At 41.3% G+C, this 16380-nt stretch carries 17 protein-coding genes; 7 read left to right on the plus strand and 10 right to left on the minus strand.

Annotated elements, in window-relative coordinates; translation table 11 throughout:
- Nucleotides 1-76 precede the first annotated feature (76 nt).
- Nucleotides 77-394 carry a DUF6966 domain-containing protein gene (locus EGC80_RS01095; protein ID WP_124014348.1) on the minus strand — a complete coding sequence of 106 codons (318 nt, stop codon included), beginning with the start codon at nucleotides 392-394 and terminating at the stop codon, nucleotides 77-79.
- 207 nt (nucleotides 395-601) lie between these two features.
- Here EGC80_RS01095 and EGC80_RS01100 point away from each other — a divergent pair, with 207 nt between their 5' ends.
- The 3 genes from EGC80_RS01100 (at nucleotide 602) to EGC80_RS01110 (ending at nucleotide 4386) form a co-directional block, all read left to right on the plus strand.
- Nucleotides 602-1492 (plus strand): tyrosine-type recombinase/integrase, encoded by an 891-nt coding sequence (locus EGC80_RS01100; RefSeq protein ID WP_124693446.1) that lies wholly within the window; start codon nucleotides 602-604, stop codon nucleotides 1490-1492.
- A complete protein-coding gene (locus tag EGC80_RS01105) occupies nucleotides 1489-2562 on the plus strand; it encodes an IS91 family transposase (protein WP_124014279.1) in 1074 nt (357 codons plus the stop codon). Before EGC80_RS01100 ends, EGC80_RS01105 begins: the two co-directional genes overlap by 4 nt.
- 864 nt (nucleotides 2563-3426) lie before the next feature.
- Nucleotides 3427-4386, plus strand: a complete 960-nt coding sequence (locus EGC80_RS01110) for an integron integrase (protein WP_124014278.1) — start codon at nucleotides 3427-3429, stop codon at nucleotides 4384-4386.
- Nucleotides 4387-4500: 114 nt separating this feature from the next.
- Here the strand turns inward: EGC80_RS01110 and EGC80_RS01115 are convergent, their stop codons facing one another.
- The 8 genes from EGC80_RS01115 to EGC80_RS01150 all read right to left on the minus strand — a co-directional run bounded on the left by EGC80_RS01115 (nucleotide 4501) and on the right by EGC80_RS01150 (nucleotide 12249).
- On the minus strand, nucleotides 4501-5271 hold the full coding sequence (locus EGC80_RS01115; RefSeq protein ID WP_124014277.1) for an ABC transporter permease: 771 nt from the start codon (nucleotides 5269-5271) through the stop codon (nucleotides 4501-4503).
- Nucleotides 5271-6206: an ABC transporter ATP-binding protein gene (locus EGC80_RS01120; RefSeq protein ID WP_124014276.1), complete on the minus strand. Its 936-nt coding sequence runs from the start codon at nucleotides 6204-6206 to the stop codon at nucleotides 5271-5273. Before EGC80_RS01120 ends, EGC80_RS01115 begins: the two co-directional genes overlap by 1 nt.
- 68 nt (nucleotides 6207-6274) lie before the next feature.
- Nucleotides 6275-6805, minus strand: coding sequence for a hypoxanthine phosphoribosyltransferase (gene hpt, locus EGC80_RS01125; RefSeq protein WP_101032838.1), 531 nt, complete (start codon nucleotides 6803-6805; stop codon nucleotides 6275-6277).
- A 7-nt stretch (nucleotides 6806-6812) separates the two neighbouring features.
- Complete coding sequence (locus tag EGC80_RS01130; RefSeq protein ID WP_101032839.1) at nucleotides 6813-7475, minus strand: flavin prenyltransferase UbiX; 663 nt, start codon at nucleotides 7473-7475, stop codon at nucleotides 6813-6815.
- Nucleotides 7476-7501: 26 nt separating this feature from the next.
- Nucleotides 7502-8941, minus strand: coding sequence for a UDP-N-acetylmuramate:L-alanyl-gamma-D-glutamyl-meso-diaminopimelate ligase (gene mpl / locus EGC80_RS01135; RefSeq protein WP_124014275.1), 1440 nt, complete (start codon nucleotides 8939-8941; stop codon nucleotides 7502-7504).
- 89 nt (nucleotides 8942-9030) lie between these two features.
- On the minus strand, nucleotides 9031-9333 hold the full coding sequence (locus tag EGC80_RS01140; protein WP_101032841.1) for an AzlD domain-containing protein: 303 nt from the start codon (nucleotides 9331-9333) through the stop codon (nucleotides 9031-9033).
- Complete coding sequence (locus EGC80_RS01145) at nucleotides 9330-10184, minus strand: AzlC family ABC transporter permease (RefSeq protein ID WP_233768579.1); 855 nt, start codon at nucleotides 10182-10184, stop codon at nucleotides 9330-9332. The genes EGC80_RS01140 and EGC80_RS01145 overlap by 4 nt, the downstream gene beginning before the upstream one ends.
- A gap of 1105 nt (nucleotides 10185-11289) precedes the next feature.
- Nucleotides 11290-12249: a LysR family transcriptional regulator gene (locus EGC80_RS01150; protein WP_124014274.1), complete on the minus strand. Its 960-nt coding sequence runs from the start codon at nucleotides 12247-12249 to the stop codon at nucleotides 11290-11292.
- A 526-nt stretch (nucleotides 12250-12775) separates the two neighbouring features.
- Here EGC80_RS01150 and EGC80_RS01155 point away from each other — a divergent pair.
- From EGC80_RS01155 to nrfD, 4 genes are all read left to right on the plus strand, one after another.
- On the plus strand, nucleotides 12776-13240 hold the full coding sequence (locus EGC80_RS01155; RefSeq protein WP_124014273.1) for a DUF2726 domain-containing protein: 465 nt from the start codon (nucleotides 12776-12778) through the stop codon (nucleotides 13238-13240).
- A 75-nt stretch (nucleotides 13241-13315) separates the two neighbouring features.
- Nucleotides 13316-13780 (plus strand): cytochrome c3 family protein, encoded by a 465-nt coding sequence (locus EGC80_RS01160; RefSeq protein ID WP_101032843.1) that lies wholly within the window; start codon nucleotides 13316-13318, stop codon nucleotides 13778-13780.
- A gap of 6 nt (nucleotides 13781-13786) precedes the next feature.
- The gene (locus EGC80_RS01165; RefSeq protein WP_124014272.1) at nucleotides 13787-14473 is read left to right on the plus strand and encodes a 4Fe-4S dicluster domain-containing protein; all 687 of its coding nucleotides are present in this window, start codon (nucleotides 13787-13789) and stop codon (nucleotides 14471-14473) included.
- Nucleotides 14470-15411: a cytochrome c nitrite reductase subunit NrfD gene (nrfD, locus tag EGC80_RS01170; protein WP_124014271.1), complete on the plus strand. Its 942-nt coding sequence runs from the start codon at nucleotides 14470-14472 to the stop codon at nucleotides 15409-15411. The genes EGC80_RS01165 and nrfD overlap by 4 nt, the downstream gene beginning before the upstream one ends.
- A gap of 501 nt (nucleotides 15412-15912) precedes the next feature.
- Here the strand turns inward: nrfD and gloA2 are convergent.
- Complete coding sequence (gene gloA2 / locus EGC80_RS01175; RefSeq protein ID WP_124014270.1) at nucleotides 15913-16299, minus strand: SMU1112c/YaeR family gloxylase I-like metalloprotein; 387 nt, start codon at nucleotides 16297-16299, stop codon at nucleotides 15913-15915.
- Nucleotides 16300-16380: the final 81 nt, after the last annotated feature.

A 16380-nucleotide genomic window follows, 5' to 3' on the forward strand; every position in this document is an offset into this window, starting at 1 on the left:
GGCTAAAATTGGCGGTTTTTGTGCGTTCTTTTGCACAAAAGGTGACAGTTTTAGACTGTCAGATTGACTGCGTTTGTTATGAGTTGATTTCATGATTATGTTTAATGTAATTAGTTTTTTCAGAAATACTATTACGAAGTTTATCCAAGTAGTCATTAGCCTTTGGGAGCATAGAATAGCTGCCATCTTCTAGTTTTTTAGTAAGCACTAAATCGTTGAAAGAGCCCATACCGCCATAAGCACCAAGGACTCTCTCTATGCCCTGATAATCACTATTTTCTATCATTGAAAGGCACCTCTTAAACCATGCACACCAGTGACTTTCGTTTTCTTTGTCTAGGAAAACTACCAGTTCTTTAAGCTCGCCGATTAATTCGATAGTTACATTACCCATAAAGACTCATAACGCCCTATTAAGAGGCAAATGATAGTTGGCTAAAATAAGCGACGAAGGAGTAAATAGCCAACTGTTATTTGTCCTGCTTGAATAGCTTGTTGAACGAAGCCGCTCTGCGGCAGAAAAGATAAAAACACATCTTTAGCCCCATCATAAATACTTACTAGACCCTGCCTACCTTGGCAGCTATCTAGGAGTATTACTATGAACGCTCACGAACAACAACGCTTTGATTGTCTTTATGAACAACATCTTACCAATTTAACGCTGCAAGGCAAGCGGCCTGCTACCATCGACGCTTATAGCCGCGCTGTCAGGCGTATTAGTGCTTATTTTGACTGTTGCCCTGATAACCTTTCAACCGATGATTTAAAACGCTACTTCGCTGATTTAATTGCCTCTCACTCCTGGAGCACCGTAAAACTCGACCGTAATGGATTACAGTTTTTCTATCGATATGTTCTTAACCAGCACTGGGAGTGGCTGAGTATTGTGAAGCCTCCGCAGGTTAAACGTTTACCCGATATATTGACCCCTGCCGAAGTATCCATCGTCATTAGCCTCACCCATAAGCTGCGATATCAAGTGTGCTTTTTAACCCTTTACAGTATGGGGTTGCGCCTCGGCGAAGCAATTTCATTGCAGGTTGGCGATATCGATTCCGCGTTGATGCAGGTGCATATTCGTGACGCCAAGGGCGGTAAAGACAGGCTGGTCCCTTTACCTCAACGCACATTACTTGCACTGCGATATTACTGGCAAACCCATCGCCATCCCCGGCATGTACTTCCCGGTAAAGATGGCAAGCCAGGTTCAATGATAGATAAAGGCGGTATTCAAAAAGCACTAAAGCGAGTGATTAACGACTGCAACATCCACAAATCCATCAGCCCACATAATTTACGTCACAGCTATGCGACTCATCTGCTCGAACAAGGGTTAGATTTACGCTCAGTACAGCACTTACTCGGCCACAACAGCCTTAACACTACCGCACGCTATACCCGCCTCACCACCATCACCCGCAAGAACACTGTCCTGTCAGTTAACCAGCTCACTGATAATTTGGTGCTTAAGTGGGAGTGTGACTCATGACATTCATCGATATTTTACGTGACCATCTTGATGCCTTTAATCAGGCTTATGATGGCCAAATTACCCCGTCAATGCGCCAAGCGATTAATGCCATGCTCAGTTGCCGCTCTCATTCCCAAAGAGCCAGCCACTGGGCTTGCCAGGGTTGCACGCATACCGCTGACTTTCCGCTGTCATGTGGTCATCGCAGCTGCCCGCAATGTCAGTACAACACCACGGCAGATTGGCTCACTAAGCAACAAGCCAAGTTACTGCCCGTCGACTATTTCATGGTGACTTTTACATTGCCATTTGAGCTGCGTGTTGTGGCTAAATATCACCCAGAAGCGCTCTATCCAGCCATGTTTGCCGTCGCTGCCAGTGTGCTCAAAGACTTTGCCCTTAACTCACCAAAGCTTGCCGGTGATATTGGTTTCACCGGCGTGCTGCATACTCACAGCCGGCGACGGGATTTACATCCGCATATTCACTTTATTATTCCTGCGGGCAGTTTTAACAAAACTCAACAGCACTGGAAAAAGAACAAAGGCAAATACCTGTTCAACGCCTTTAATATCGCCAATGTCTGGCGTGCACGCTTGCTGGAGTATTTGGCAAAGCTTAATCTCACACTGCCAACCTCACTGCCCAAAAAGTGGGTAGTAGACTGCCAACATGTGGGCAAAGGCTTGCCTGCACTGCAGTATTTATCACGATATCTTTATCGCGGCGTACTGGCTGACAAAAATATCAAAAGTCATGTCGATGACAACGTGAGTTTCGAGTATGAAGACAGCCAAACAAAGTCGACAAAAGTACGCACCTTACCCGCCATAGAATTTCTCTGGTTAATACTGCAACACGTATTACCGAAGGGATTAAGGCGAGTGCGTGACTATGGATTACTCAGAGGTAACGCCAAAAAGCTCAGGCTACAAATACAGCTTATGCTGGCAGTTGCAGGGGCAACGTTTCCAATCATTCCTGAGATAAAGCGCAGATTAGCAACCCGCAGTTGCCCCTGTTGCCAGCAACCAATGCGCTTTATGGGCGTAGTGGCACGACCGACAAACTTAATGACCTCAACCTAATGTTGAAAATAATAAGAATAATGGTTTAACTGAATACCGTGGAGGATTAATTTAACGCACTGAAATTAATAGAGTTAAATAATTAGCAGAGGGGCTAAGGGTACTTGCTGACTACAAAAAACTAGCACGATAACCATCACATCAAACAGCGCGTTTTCTCGAGCTGTTATTTACATAATAAAGAGTCACTCTCGGTGTTCGGGCTTGTTCAACACTTGGGATAAGGACGCGGCTTCGCGCGGCCTATCCTTATTTGTTAGTTGCTCTTTATTAAAAACACCAAACTTACAATAAGTTACCATATTTGAGGGCTCTGCGAAAGAAACCAAAAACACAGGCCACAACTTAGCCGCCCAACGCGATTTTGAGCCATTTACACTTTACGAATTATGCCACCTAAAAGTAAAATGGTGAAAACTTTATTGCCAAAACGCAGAATAAATTATAAAACTTAATATTTGCCAAGTAAAAGAAATGATACAAGTACAAATCTTTTAGGTAAAACACCACAAGTTAAAAACAAATTCTATTGGAACAAGTTGTGCAACTAACAGCTTATTGAACGGCTCGACCGATAAAGCCGACCGTTTAAGTTATTGATTTATATCATCCTACATTTTCTATCTCATTGATGTAAAGCAATTTAATGACTCTTAACCTCCGATATAAAACTTCGATTGCGCGTTAAAAGTGTCGGAATTAAATACTAAAAAAATTAATCACCTAATATCAATAGATTAGGTTTTATCTATTTATTCATCTTTAGCACTTTAGATTGTTTTTTGTACACGTTTTATTGCAATTCATTCAAAACCCATTATAACTGTATGGATGCACAGTACAGGTAACATAAAGGGGGACTTTATGGCGGGAGCAGGATATATAGAAGCAATTCGACAACAAATTCGAGTGAGGCATTACAGTTACCAAACTGAAAAATCATACCTTTATTGGAACCGTTATTTTATAAAATATTTTAAGTTTACTGCTGCAAAACATATTTTACCTACACACATTGAACAGTTTTTATGTTTTTTAGCAAACGAACGGCGTGTTTCCAGCAGTACACAACAGCAAGCCCTTTGCGCCCTTGTTTTTGCGTTTAAACATGTACTAGCCATCGATACCGACAATTTGCAGTTCCCGTATGCAAAAGCACCAACTCGAATTCCGCAGGTTTTAAATGATGCAGAGGCCAAACAGGTCATCGACCATTTACACGGTAAATACCAACTGATTGGCTGTTTATTATATGGCGCGGGGTTAAGATTAACTGAAGCTTTAAGTATTAGACTTAAGGATATCGATTTTGAAAATCGAACACTTTTTGTATTTAGAGGTAAAGGTAAAAAAGATAGAGTTTGTATTTTACCTAAAATGACCATTGATCCCATACAGCAGCAGATGTGCCACGTGCGAGAGACTCATGCTCACGATTTGTCTCAGGGATTAGGGATGGCTTCATTACCTCCTAGCTTACTCAAAAAGTTTGGAACAAGCCCCAAACAATTACATTGGCAATACCTTTTCCCTTCGGTTCACTGCGTGTCGCATCCTGTTAATGGCTACATATGCAGACATCATATTGACCCAACAACATTTAGAAAGGCATTAAAAAAAGCAGTTCAGAAAACGACGATCACTAAACGCATTACCGCTCATACTTTTAGGCATTCTTTTGCAACAAACTTACTGAGGCGTGGTCACGATATAAGAACCGTGCAGGAATTACTCGGCCATAATGATGTAAAAACAACCCAAATCTATACCCATGTTGCAGGTTTACACCAAACAGGTGTACAAAGCCCAATGGATTACAGTTAAAAGTGATAATTAGCCCGCCTGTGAATAAGCCTACAAGGTAAATATTTTCTAATTTACACCCACAAAAAAGGACTCTTGCGAGTCCTTTCTAATTCATTTTCTGCGTGTTACGTATTAGCTACGCAACCCAATGCCGCGCGATATCAAGTAATAAGCCAGTGTCCATAAGCTGACGCAAAAGCCCAGCATAATGGCAATGGATAACGGTACGCTGAGATCAGCAAACCCTAAAAAGCCGTAGCGGAATACGTTGATCATATACACCACAGGGTTTAAGCCCGACACACCTTGCCAAAAAGGTGGCAATAACGATAACGAGTAAAATACCCCACCTAAATAGGTGAGTGGCGTAAGAATAAATGTCGGAATAATACTGATATCATCAAAGCTTTTGGCAAACACCGCATTAATTAAGCCACCAAGTGAGAATAACACTGAGGTTAAAAACATGGTTAAAATAACCAAGCTAACGTGATGCAAGGAGATATCAACAAACAACATCGCCACCACGGTAACAATTAAGCCAACGCACAAACCGCGGGCGACACCGCCACCAACGTAACCGGCTATCATCACATAATGGGGTACGGGTGCCACCATGATTTCTTCAATGTTACGTTGAAACTTGGCGCTGTAAAACGATGAGGCCACATTAGAGTATGAGCTGGTGATCACCGACATCATGATTAAACCAGGGGCAATAAACTCCATATAGCTCACGCCGCCCATTTCACCGATGCGGCTACCGACTAAGTTACCAAAAATTAAAAAATATAACGTCATGGTAATCGCTGGCGGTACTAGCGTTTGGATCCAAATACGGGTAAAGCGATTAATTTCTTTGGTTAAAATACTTTTAAAAGCCACAAAATACAGGTGGTTCATTATTTTGACTCCTTGGCTTTCTCTACCCGCTCAACAAACAATTCTTCTAAGCGGTTGGCTTTGTTGCGCATCGACAGTACTTCAATATTGGCTGCGGTCAACTGGGTAAATAACTCATTAATGTTGTTCGATTTAGCCACGTCGACTTCTAATGTGTGGTCATCCGTTAAACGGCAAGTCATGTTGGTTAACTGCGGCGCTACGTCGAGATGCTTTCGTAAATCGAAAATAAAAGTTTCAACATCAAGCTTACTCAGCAATGCCTTCATGGTCGTACACTCAACCAGTAAACCATTATCGATAATACCTATGGTTCGGCAGAGCATTTCGGCTTCTTCAAGGTAGTGAGTGGTTAAAATAATGGTCACGCCTTGTTGATTGATTAGCTTTAAAAAGTCCCACATTGAGCGACGTAATTCAATGTCTACCCCCGCAGTGGGTTCATCTAAAATCAACAATTTAGGTTCATGCATTAACGCACGGGCAATCATTAAACGGCGTTTCATTCCACCGGATAGCTCACGTGCTTGCGCGTGGCGTTTATGCCATAAATCCAATTGGCTTAGGTACTTTTCAGCACGCACTAAGGCAACCTCTTTTGGCACCCCATAGTAACCCGCTTGGTTAACGACTATTTGTTGCACGGTTTCGAACTGATTAAAGTTGAATTCTTGCGGTACTAAACCAATACATAACTTGGCATGTTCGAGTTGCTTATCTATATCAAAACCAAATACCGACACCGAGCCCGCTGTTTTTTGTACTAACGAACTGATGATGCCAATGGTGGTAGATTTACCTGCACCATTGGGGCCAAGCAGAGCAAAAAAGTCGCCTTGCTTTACCGTCAAACTGATTGATTTAACGGCTTCGACACCGCCTTTATAGATTTTTTTAAGGTTATCAATTACTAAAGCATTGGCGTTATCGGCCATGTTGAAATCCTCTACTCGATGAAAACAAAAAATCCCGCCTGTGCGGGAGTCTGGCAAAGAATACCGTATTAATCTAACGGTACCACTTTTGCGATATAAGGCAGGTTGCGATATTGCTCTGCGTAGTCGATACCGTATCCCACAATAAATTCGTCAGGGATGGTAATGCCAATAAAATCGACTAGCACGTCAACTTCGCGACGTTCAGGTTTATCGATTAAGGTACATAATGCTAAGCTTTTAGGCTCACGTAATAACAACATTTCGCGCACTTTATTTAACGTGTTACCGGAGTCGATTAAGTCTTCAACAATCAATACATCACGACCGGCGATGTCTGACTGCACATCTTTAAGTACTTTCACATCGCGAGAGCTGCTCATGGTATTGCCGTAACTTGATACTGCCATAAAATCGATTTCGACATGGCCTTTGATCCGGCGACACAAATCGGCCATAAACACGACTGAACCTTTTAATAAGCCAACCATTAATAAGCGTTCACTGTTGGCATAATGGGCATTAATACGTTCAGCTAACTGGTCTAGGGTTTTATTGATTTCTGCTTCAGAAATCATCATTTCAATTGTGTGCTTCATAAATCTCTCAATTGTCGATGTCGTCATGTAGCTGAGTATGTCCGTATCCCCAGCGACTCGTTAAGTCGTGGTCAATACCCAAATGGTCAAGTATTCGGGAAACCATGAAGTTTACCAGATCTTGTACTGATTTGGGATTATGATAAAAGCCTGGCGCCGCTGGCATGATGGTCGCACCGTTACGCGTTAGGCTTAACATATGCTCTAAGTGTATGGCACTAAACGGAGTTTCTCGTGGCACTAATATCAATTGGCCGCGCTCTTTTAATACTACGTCTGCTGCTCTTTCGAGCAAATGATTACTCATTCCGGTCGCCACGGCCGCTAATGTGCCGGTTGAACACGGGCAAATTACCATTTGTTTCGGTGCAGCGCTACCCGATGCTGGCGGCGAAAACCATTCATCCTTGCCTAATACCACTAACTCGCCTTTGGGTGGTTCATCAGGGTTTGCTAACTGTTGTAATAACTGCGCTTTGGCTTTGTCAGGATTGGCGCTGAGTTGCAAACCGTGTTCGGTGGCGAGCACCACACGCGCCGCACTGGATATCATTAAAAAGACTTGGTAATCGGCCGCTAGCAAACATTCCAGCAGCTTAATGCCATAAGGTGCGCCAGACGCTCCGGTCCAGGCGAGGCTGATTGCTTTGGCTTTTTTGGCGTAGGCCATGTTGTCCCCTCTGTTGGTGATAGCGGTTACGCTAACGCCTTAATAATTTTTTGGTGGATACCGTTAAAGCCCCCATTACTCATGATCACCACGGTATCGCCATCGCTTGCGGTATTAGCTACCGAGGCAATAATGTCTTCAATGTTGTGACACACAGTTACCGGGATGGGCGCATTGGCCATACTGGCGTTTATGTCCCAATCAATATTGTCTGCTTGATATAAATAGCCCACATCGGCTAATGCCATCGAATTGGCTAAGGTGTCTTTATGTACGCCGCTTTTCATGGTGTTTGAGCGCGGCTCTAGCACCACAATAATTTTACCATTAGCATTGTTACTGCTAGCTACTTTGGCTCGTAACCCTTGAAGTGTGGTGGCTATGGCCGTGGGATGATGAGCAAAATCGTCATACACCGACACACCATTGACTGTTGCTAATAGCTCTAAACGACGCTTTGGTGGACTAAATTGCGTTAGCGCTTCAATGGCATGATTTGGTGCTACGCCCACATGGCGTGCTGCCGCTATCGCCATAATGGCGTTTTCAATATTGTGTTGACCTATCAAAGCCCAGTTTAATATCCCCTGCGATGTGCCATTTAACAGCACCTCAAACTCATGGCCATCGTCGGCAATAGTACGCGACTGCCAAGCACTCGGTTCACCTTGGCTCGCTGAAGGCGTGACGGGATGATGGGCGACATCCGTGGCTATGGTTGCGGCTTTAGAATAAATTTCTTGTTCGCTCCAACAGCCCATATCAATCACTTGTTGTACCGCTTCAACATCGCTAGGCCAAATCACCTTGCCTTCGCCAGGTACCGTTCGAATAACATGATTGAATTGGCGCTGGATAGCCGCGAGATCGGCAAAAATGTCGGCATGATCAAATTCAAGATTATTGATCACTAGCGTACGTGGATGGTAATGAACAAACTTAGAGCGTTTGTCAAAAAAGGCGCTGTCGTATTCATCGGCTTCAACCACAAAAAATGGCGAATGACCTAAACGAGCTGATACGCCAAAGTTTTGCGGCACGCCACCAATTAGAAAACCGGGTTGATAACCGCAATATTCAAGGATCCACGCGAGCATGCTTGAAGTAGAGGTTTTACCGTGTGTACCAGATACAGCCAAAACCCAACGTTCTGGCAAAATATGTTCAGACAAAAACTGCGGTCCGGAAGTGTATTTTATGCCGCGATTTAATACGGCTTCAACACAAGGATTGCCCCGGCTCATGGCATTACCAATAACCACTAGGTCTGGTTGATTGTCGCCTTCTTTGCCTAATTGCGCCGGATCAAAGCCTTGAATTAGCTCGATACCTTGCTGTTCAAGCTGGGTGCTCATCGGCGGATAAACATTGGCATCGCTACCCGTCACTTTGTGGCCCATTGCGCGGGCAAGCAGGGCTAAACCGCCCATAAAAGTGCCACAAATCCCTAAAATGTGTACGTGCATGACTCAACTCTAATTGATCCGTAATATGACGGTTATTCTAATCTATTGCGCTGCAGAATGTCAGTTAACAATTAGCCATCTATTTGGGGCTAATACAAAATAAAAAACAATCCCATACTGAGTACTGTCGTTAGCAAGGTGTTGCGGGTCACGTAAGCCAGCACTGTCGCCACCAGCGCACAGGTTAAATAAGGATTGTGCACACTAATAGCCAGTTGGCCTTCTGGCACAAACACAATCGGCGCGAGTATGGCGGTCAGTACCGCAGGGGCTGAATAACTTAAAAACGTTAAGGTGTTTTTACCTAAGCGAATGGGCAGTTTAGGCTCAAGTAATAAATGCCTGCTGGTAAATACCACCACAGCCATTGCTAAAATAATCAGCCAAGTCATAGGTTTTCATCCTTGTTTACTGTAACTGAGCTTTCTGCGGCCGGATCAGCAGTAACTGAATGAGCTGCGGCCGATTGAGACGACCCCGAATGAGCGGTATTCGAAACGGCACTACCCGAATTACCCTCGTTAGTGAGTTTGGCATAAGTCATGCCTGCTGCCATGCCCGAGATTGCCGCAATAAGCAGCCCTGCTTGAATGGTAAATACCGCGCACACCACCGCTAAGGTAAGCGACACTAATACGCACACCAAAATAGATGGCTTGCTAACTGTTGGCACCACAATGGCGATAAAGGTGGCTGCGATGGCAAAGTCGAGCCCCAGCTCATCTAAATTGTCGATAGACTGACCTGCGACAATGCCGAGCAAAGTGGCAATATTCCACCCGATATAAAAGGTTAAGCCACCGCCTAAAGCATACCAGCGATCAAACTGATGTTGCGCTGGCGTATCACCTTTATGAGCTTGATTGGCTATAGCAAACAGTTCGTCGGTGAGCAAGAAGCCCAGGCCTAAACGCCATTTAAGCGGTAACGGGCTAATATGAGTGCGCATGGCCATGGCATACAGTAAATGCCGAGAGGTAATAAGTAAGGTGGTGATCAAAATACTGCCGATACCAATACCGGCTTTTATCATCCCAAGGGCGACCAATTGGGCACTGCCGGCGAAGATAATGGCCGACATCGCTTGGCTTTCAACAGGAGTGAGGCCAACTTCGAGCGCAAATGAACCCGCTAGAATGCCCCAAGGGACCACGGCTATTGTAAGCGGCATCACCGCTAATGCTCCTTTTAGAAAAGAACGGCTTTTGGTTAGTGTAATCGAAGTTAACTCAGCTGTGCCCACGTCATATCCTTATTTACTTACAGCCATTGACTCATATCGTCATTTTCCCCAGTACATAACAATGGGAGACAAGAAAATTAACTTAGCGTAAATATGTCTATAAAGCGCTTGAAAACTGATCAGGGATGTTACGACGATATCGGTTAATCAATAAAGCATTTTGCTGTTATCAATTGCTCGATAAACATATCGATGTAGCCCGCTATTCATTGATCCTAAACCTAGCGTTTTGTGGGTCAGTTTAGGGTTATTGATGCTAAGTGTCGCAATACTCCATGCGGTGACACATGTATTCATGTTTAACAACAAGTCTTAACGATAATATAAAAAATACTTACTTATAATCATACGGTTACTGTTACAAGGTATAAATGCATGAATTCATCAATAAATCAGTCTAATTGATGATTAGTAATATTATCTGAATTTGGATTTAACGAGTAACTAAAGGATAATGCCAACTTAACTATATTAGCTTAAGCTTTAATAGTATTTGTGATAAAACGATTAACCTCTTATTCCTTTGTACTGCATACCTTAAAAATAATATCTAGATTTTTATATTTACCATTTACATTTATCAAATATCGATAGTATCACCAAGATTACCGCAAATATTTTACATTTCTAAATTGCAGTATAATAAATATGTAATTTACATATTTATTATCGATAACGACAAATACCACATTATACATTTATAGCATTAACATCATTAACAAAAATGCCAGCAATAATGGCTATAGAACAAGTAAATAAAATGCATGCAAAAAGATTACATAAGATGTAATTAATATGCCTATTGAAATGAATTTGTAAATCAAAAAATAGAATATAAAAAATACTCGGGAGTTAATTTTTAAAGATTTAAGCTAAAATCATTCACTCAAATTCATTCTAAAAAGTTAAGTTAATGCTATATTTTAAATAGCTTCCTACAGCAAAATAAATCATTATTCAATAGCGATTAACGGTTCAGAGGGTCGACAGATAATAGTCAGAAAAAAGATAATAGTAAGACAAAAATGAAATACGCGGGTTCACATCGAAACATATATCGATAATGCATTTATAGCGTAAACAAAAACTGCGTAGACTTTATTTTTCAAACAAGCTCATGGGTTAACTCGCGGATCTGCTGTTTTAACCACGTCGCATCTTCATTTTCTGCATTAGGATGAGTCACTAAGACTAGCTTTAATGGTTCTGCAACTTCAAAAATACGATTTACTTCACATTCAGATAACTGACAAGCATGTAAACCAGAGTCCTCGTCTAGCATATCGTAAACCGCTTTATAGGGTGTCAAAGCCAGTGACTTACAATCTGAAAGATAATCAAATAAAGAAGATACACCAGTAATGGTCATTTCGTTATGAAGAGGCAAATCCTTAATCCGACAATACTCCTGAAATGGGTTAAGTGTTGCTGGTTGGATCCCGATAAAGGTATTGATATAAGGATATGAAGCAATGCTTTCTAAGTTGATTTCTTGTTTTAAAATGGGGTGGTTTTTACAGCTTATTAAGTATAATTGGGTAAATGTCGCGAGCACTTCAATCTGCAAATTTTGGTTAAAACAAAGGATCTCTTCTGGGTTTTTGCAGCAAAATGTAACAATACTGTTAGGATCATTCGCAACGTTCTCTAGGGAATGACTATTCCAGTTACTCACATTGATATGAATGTCTTTATGATGACCTTTAATCTCCTGCATTAATGCTCGTGGATAGGCATAAGCAATCATTCCAGGCATAACCAATTCAAAGTATCGACTATGTGACGATTCTGAACTATTCATCCGATTAAAATTCTTTGAGCAATCAACAATTTCTTTTGCAATCGGATAAATTTTGCCGGCAAAATCATTGGGGACTAATCCATATTTTCTTCTTATAAAGAGTTCATCACCAAAAATAGATCTTGCCGTTTGTAAACAACGACTTATTTTTGAAGCTGGCACATCCAAAATCCTAGAAACATGAGTGGCGGACTTATTTTCATAAAGGCTCACTAATATAGTCAATGTTAATAAATCTAATTTATCTAAGTCAATCTGTCTCATCTGAAACGCTCCTTTTGAGTTATATAGCCTAATATTCTACCTTTCCCCTAATAATTCATAACATTATCTTAATTTTCCACCTATTACTTATTCCAGATCATTAAATTTGAGTTATTTTAAATATCATTTATCATATATTAAATTTGAACAAACGATACATTAGCTGCGGACGTTGATTTCAGGAACTGAAATATCCGATTTAACAAAATAGATTTTGATAAGTTGCATTTACACATTTTAGTTTATTAATTTATCACTTATTATTTTCACTATCTTTAATTAAAACTAAATGACAAATGCCATTACTTAATTTGATTAATCAAAAACAATAACCTATTAATTAATAATACCAATAAAAGCAATAAGAGCCAGATCATAACTACAATCAAATAAATTAAAATCACCTCATTTAATTGATTACGATCAATTAATTAATTAAACATAAGGATAGTATTAATCGTACATCAATGACGTATTGATGATTCATAAAACAATAAATTAAAAACTGATTTTTTTGGAGGCTTATATGATTACTTCAGTCTTTTTAAGTTATGCGTTTATATACTCTGTGTTGTTTATCGCAGTTCCTTTTATATTGGTTGTTTTCATTATGACTTGTATAAAGTTCTTTAAACCTGATACAGAGGATCACGCAATTAAGTTTAAGAAAATGCTTTTTGATACTCAAAGCTTTGACTTTTTAAAATCACTAAAAACAATGGTGGGAGGAAAATATGACGTTTGTTGCAACGTTCCAATCGATACCGTGTTTGAAATGGATGCCCAAACCGCAGCCGAAAATCATGCGCGATTCGATTATGTTGTGATTGACCATGACTCGTCAGAAGTGAAATTAGTTATCTCTGATTTCAGTGAGCAAGATGATGCTAACGCAAAAAGTTTGTTCGAAAAATTCAACATTAAGTTAGTTGAAATCGTTCGAGGCAAACCTTACGACATGCAAATGCTAAAGCAATCCCTACCGGTATGAAGACCCTGTCGGGTGATAACAAACTGTTTTCACCCGATATTTTGTATTAATCAATTATTGTAAAGAGGGCTGATTATGTCCCGGAATTACTGGCTACTGATGTTATATGTAGGCTTATTGTCGCTTACACTTATCAGTCATGAAGCAAATAGCGCGGACTCTACTGAGCAAATTAATAATGACTCATGCATGAAATGCCATAAACGCAATGGCTCAATGCAAGGCAATCATGCCCAAGACCGGCTAAAAATGAGCTGCAGTTCATGCCATGGTGAAAAAGGCAATCACCCTAGGAAGCCTAATGATTTGATGGTGTTCTCTTCGGAAAACGACATCACAATTGACGCTAAAAATGGCGTATGTCTTAAATGCCATACCGTTAAAAAATTAGCCAAAGCAGAGTGGACTCATAACGTACACGCACAAAAAACGAGCTGTACATCTTGCCATAAATTGCATCCTAAATCTGACCCTATGATGGGGTTAAGTGTAAAAGATCGCAGTAATGTGTGCCGCAACTGCCACACGGTGCAGAGGTAACTAATCATGGAAAATTCAAGAAGACATTTCCTTAAAAGCACCTGCGCATTGGTTGCCGGCGTGTCGGTATATCCGCTCAGTAGCAACCAGGCCAATGCCGAAACGGCCGTAGGAACAAACAATACAAAATACGCCATGCTTCACGACGAGACCAAATGCATTGGCTGTAATGCTTGTGTGGAAGCCTGTAGAGAAGTTAATCATGTACCCGAGGGCGTTACGCGGCTAAGCATCGAAAGATTGGGCCCGTTTGGAGAATACCCTAATCAGTTTTATCATTTTACTCGACATTCTTGCCAGCATTGCGAAGATGCGCCTTGCGTTAACGTCTGCCCGACGGGTGCCGCCTTTATCGATAAAGAAACCGGTATTGTCTCGGTCAACGCCGATAGATGTGTTGGTTGCCAATACTGTATTGCAGCCTGTCCTTATGAAGTGCGATTTATTAACCCAGTGACCAAAGCAGCGGACAAATGTGACTTCTGCCGTGAAACCAATCTCAAACAGGGTAAACAGCCAGCATGTGTAGAAGCATGCCCTACAAAAGCACTGGTGTTTGGCAATCTTAAAGATCCCGAGTCTGAACTGGTTGCGCTATTAAAAGCTAATCCAACTCAGCGCTCTAAACTAGATTTAGGCACCCGACCTAAACTCTTTCGTATCAAAGCGAAGCAAGGGGAGATTATATTATGAGTGCTTTCCATTTTGACACCTTGGTCTGGCATTGGCCCATTGCCATATACCTGTTTTTAGCTGGGGCATCCGCAGGTGCAATGTTCTTTGCGGTGTTGCTAAAACATGTTTGCCTTAAAGAAAAAGCTTATCAGTCTGGATTTGTCCAAGCAGCGTGTATTGTTGCGGCGATTGCCGTCTTAGCAGGCTTGGGGATCTTGGTATTAGATTTAACCAAACCTTGGGATTTTTGGAAAATTCTGGTGTTTTATAATCCCACCTCAGTGATGTCTATGGGGGTGTTGATCTTAATGCTTTATCAAGTGTTTATGTATGCTTGGATTGCAATAACATTCCGACAACCTATTGATGATTTTTGCAAAACCCGTTTACCCATTGTCGGTAAACTAACGAGTATGCTAGCCCGTTATGAAGCAGGTATCACCGGTTTACTGGTCATATTCTCTGTGTCATTAGGGGCCTATACCGGATTTCTATTATCGGCTCAACCTCACTTCCCTATGTGGAATACCCCTGTGTTACCCCTGCTGTTTTTAGTTTCGGGCTTGTCTTCAGGTGCTGCAGCATCGCTACTGGGTGGTGTGTTACTTAAAGGTAGTCCTAATGGTCAGGAAGTGCGATTTATCCATAAAGTAGAGATCCCACTGATATTAGGCGAGATGTTACTTATATTTACCTTCTTTTTAGGTTTAGTCTTCAGTGGTGGTCAAAGCAAGGTAGCAGCATTTAATGCTATCGGTGAAGGCTTTTGGGGATTGGTATTTTGGTTCGGTATTATGGGATTAGGATTGTCGGCACCATTAGCGATGAATTTATTTATGACTGCCACTTCAAAGCGCAAGTATTCCTATGTTGCCGGAACCGCCTGTCTGAGCTTATTAGGTGTAATACTGTTACGTAACTTTGTGCTTTATACTGGCCAAATGGTGGTAAATTAGTCTCATAAACGGTGATGGCACGCATTAACAAGCGGACTGTCACCGTAACAGAATGAATCACTCACCTTGTCATTAGCTGATAACAGGTTTAATCCCCATCAGAAACAGTTGTTTAAACAACTAACATTAATTCAATTGATAAAGCTCTGTCACCGTAACAGGATTAATACCCATCAGAAACCGTTGTTTAAACAACTAACATTAATTCAATTGATAAAGCTCTGTCACCGTAACAGGATTAATACCCATCAGAAACAGTTGTTTAAATAACTGACATTAATTCAATTGATAAAGCTCTGTCACCGTAACAGGATTAATACCCATCAGAAACCGTTGTTTAAACAACTAACATTAATTCAATTGATAAAGCTCTGTCACCGTAACAGGATTAATACCCATCAGAAATCGTTGTTTAAACAACTAACATTAATTCAATTGATAAAGCTCTGTCACCGTAACAGGATTAATACCCATCAGAAACAGTTGTTTAAATAACTGACATTAATTCAATTGATAAAGCTCTAACGGTAGGCCGTCTGGATCACTGAAAAAGGTGTAGTATTTTCCGGTATATTCGTCGATACGGATCGGTTCAACCACCACATCATAAGCCTGCAAATGAACCACCACCGAGTTAATATCATCGACTTTAAACGCTAAATGACGCAAGCCTTGTGCTTCGGGATAACTGGGTCTTGGCGGCGCGCCATTAAACGAAAATAATTCAATTTGACTGCCATCGGGTAAGGCTAAATCAAGTTTGTAAGAATCACGGGCTTGGCGGTAATGCTCAGCAATAATCTTAAGCCCTAAAACTTGCGTATAAAACGCTTTTGAACGTGGGTAATCGGCACAAATAATCGCGACATGATGAATTCCGTTTAACATGGCTGTCCTTGTAAACCTATTTTTGGCAAAAAATGCTTTATACACAAAACATAAAACCCTGATAGCGCAAGTCTATCAGGG

It is taken from the genome of Shewanella psychromarinicola (genome assembly GCF_003855155.1).
Lineage (GTDB): Bacteria > Pseudomonadota > Gammaproteobacteria > Enterobacterales > Shewanellaceae > Shewanella > Shewanella psychromarinicola.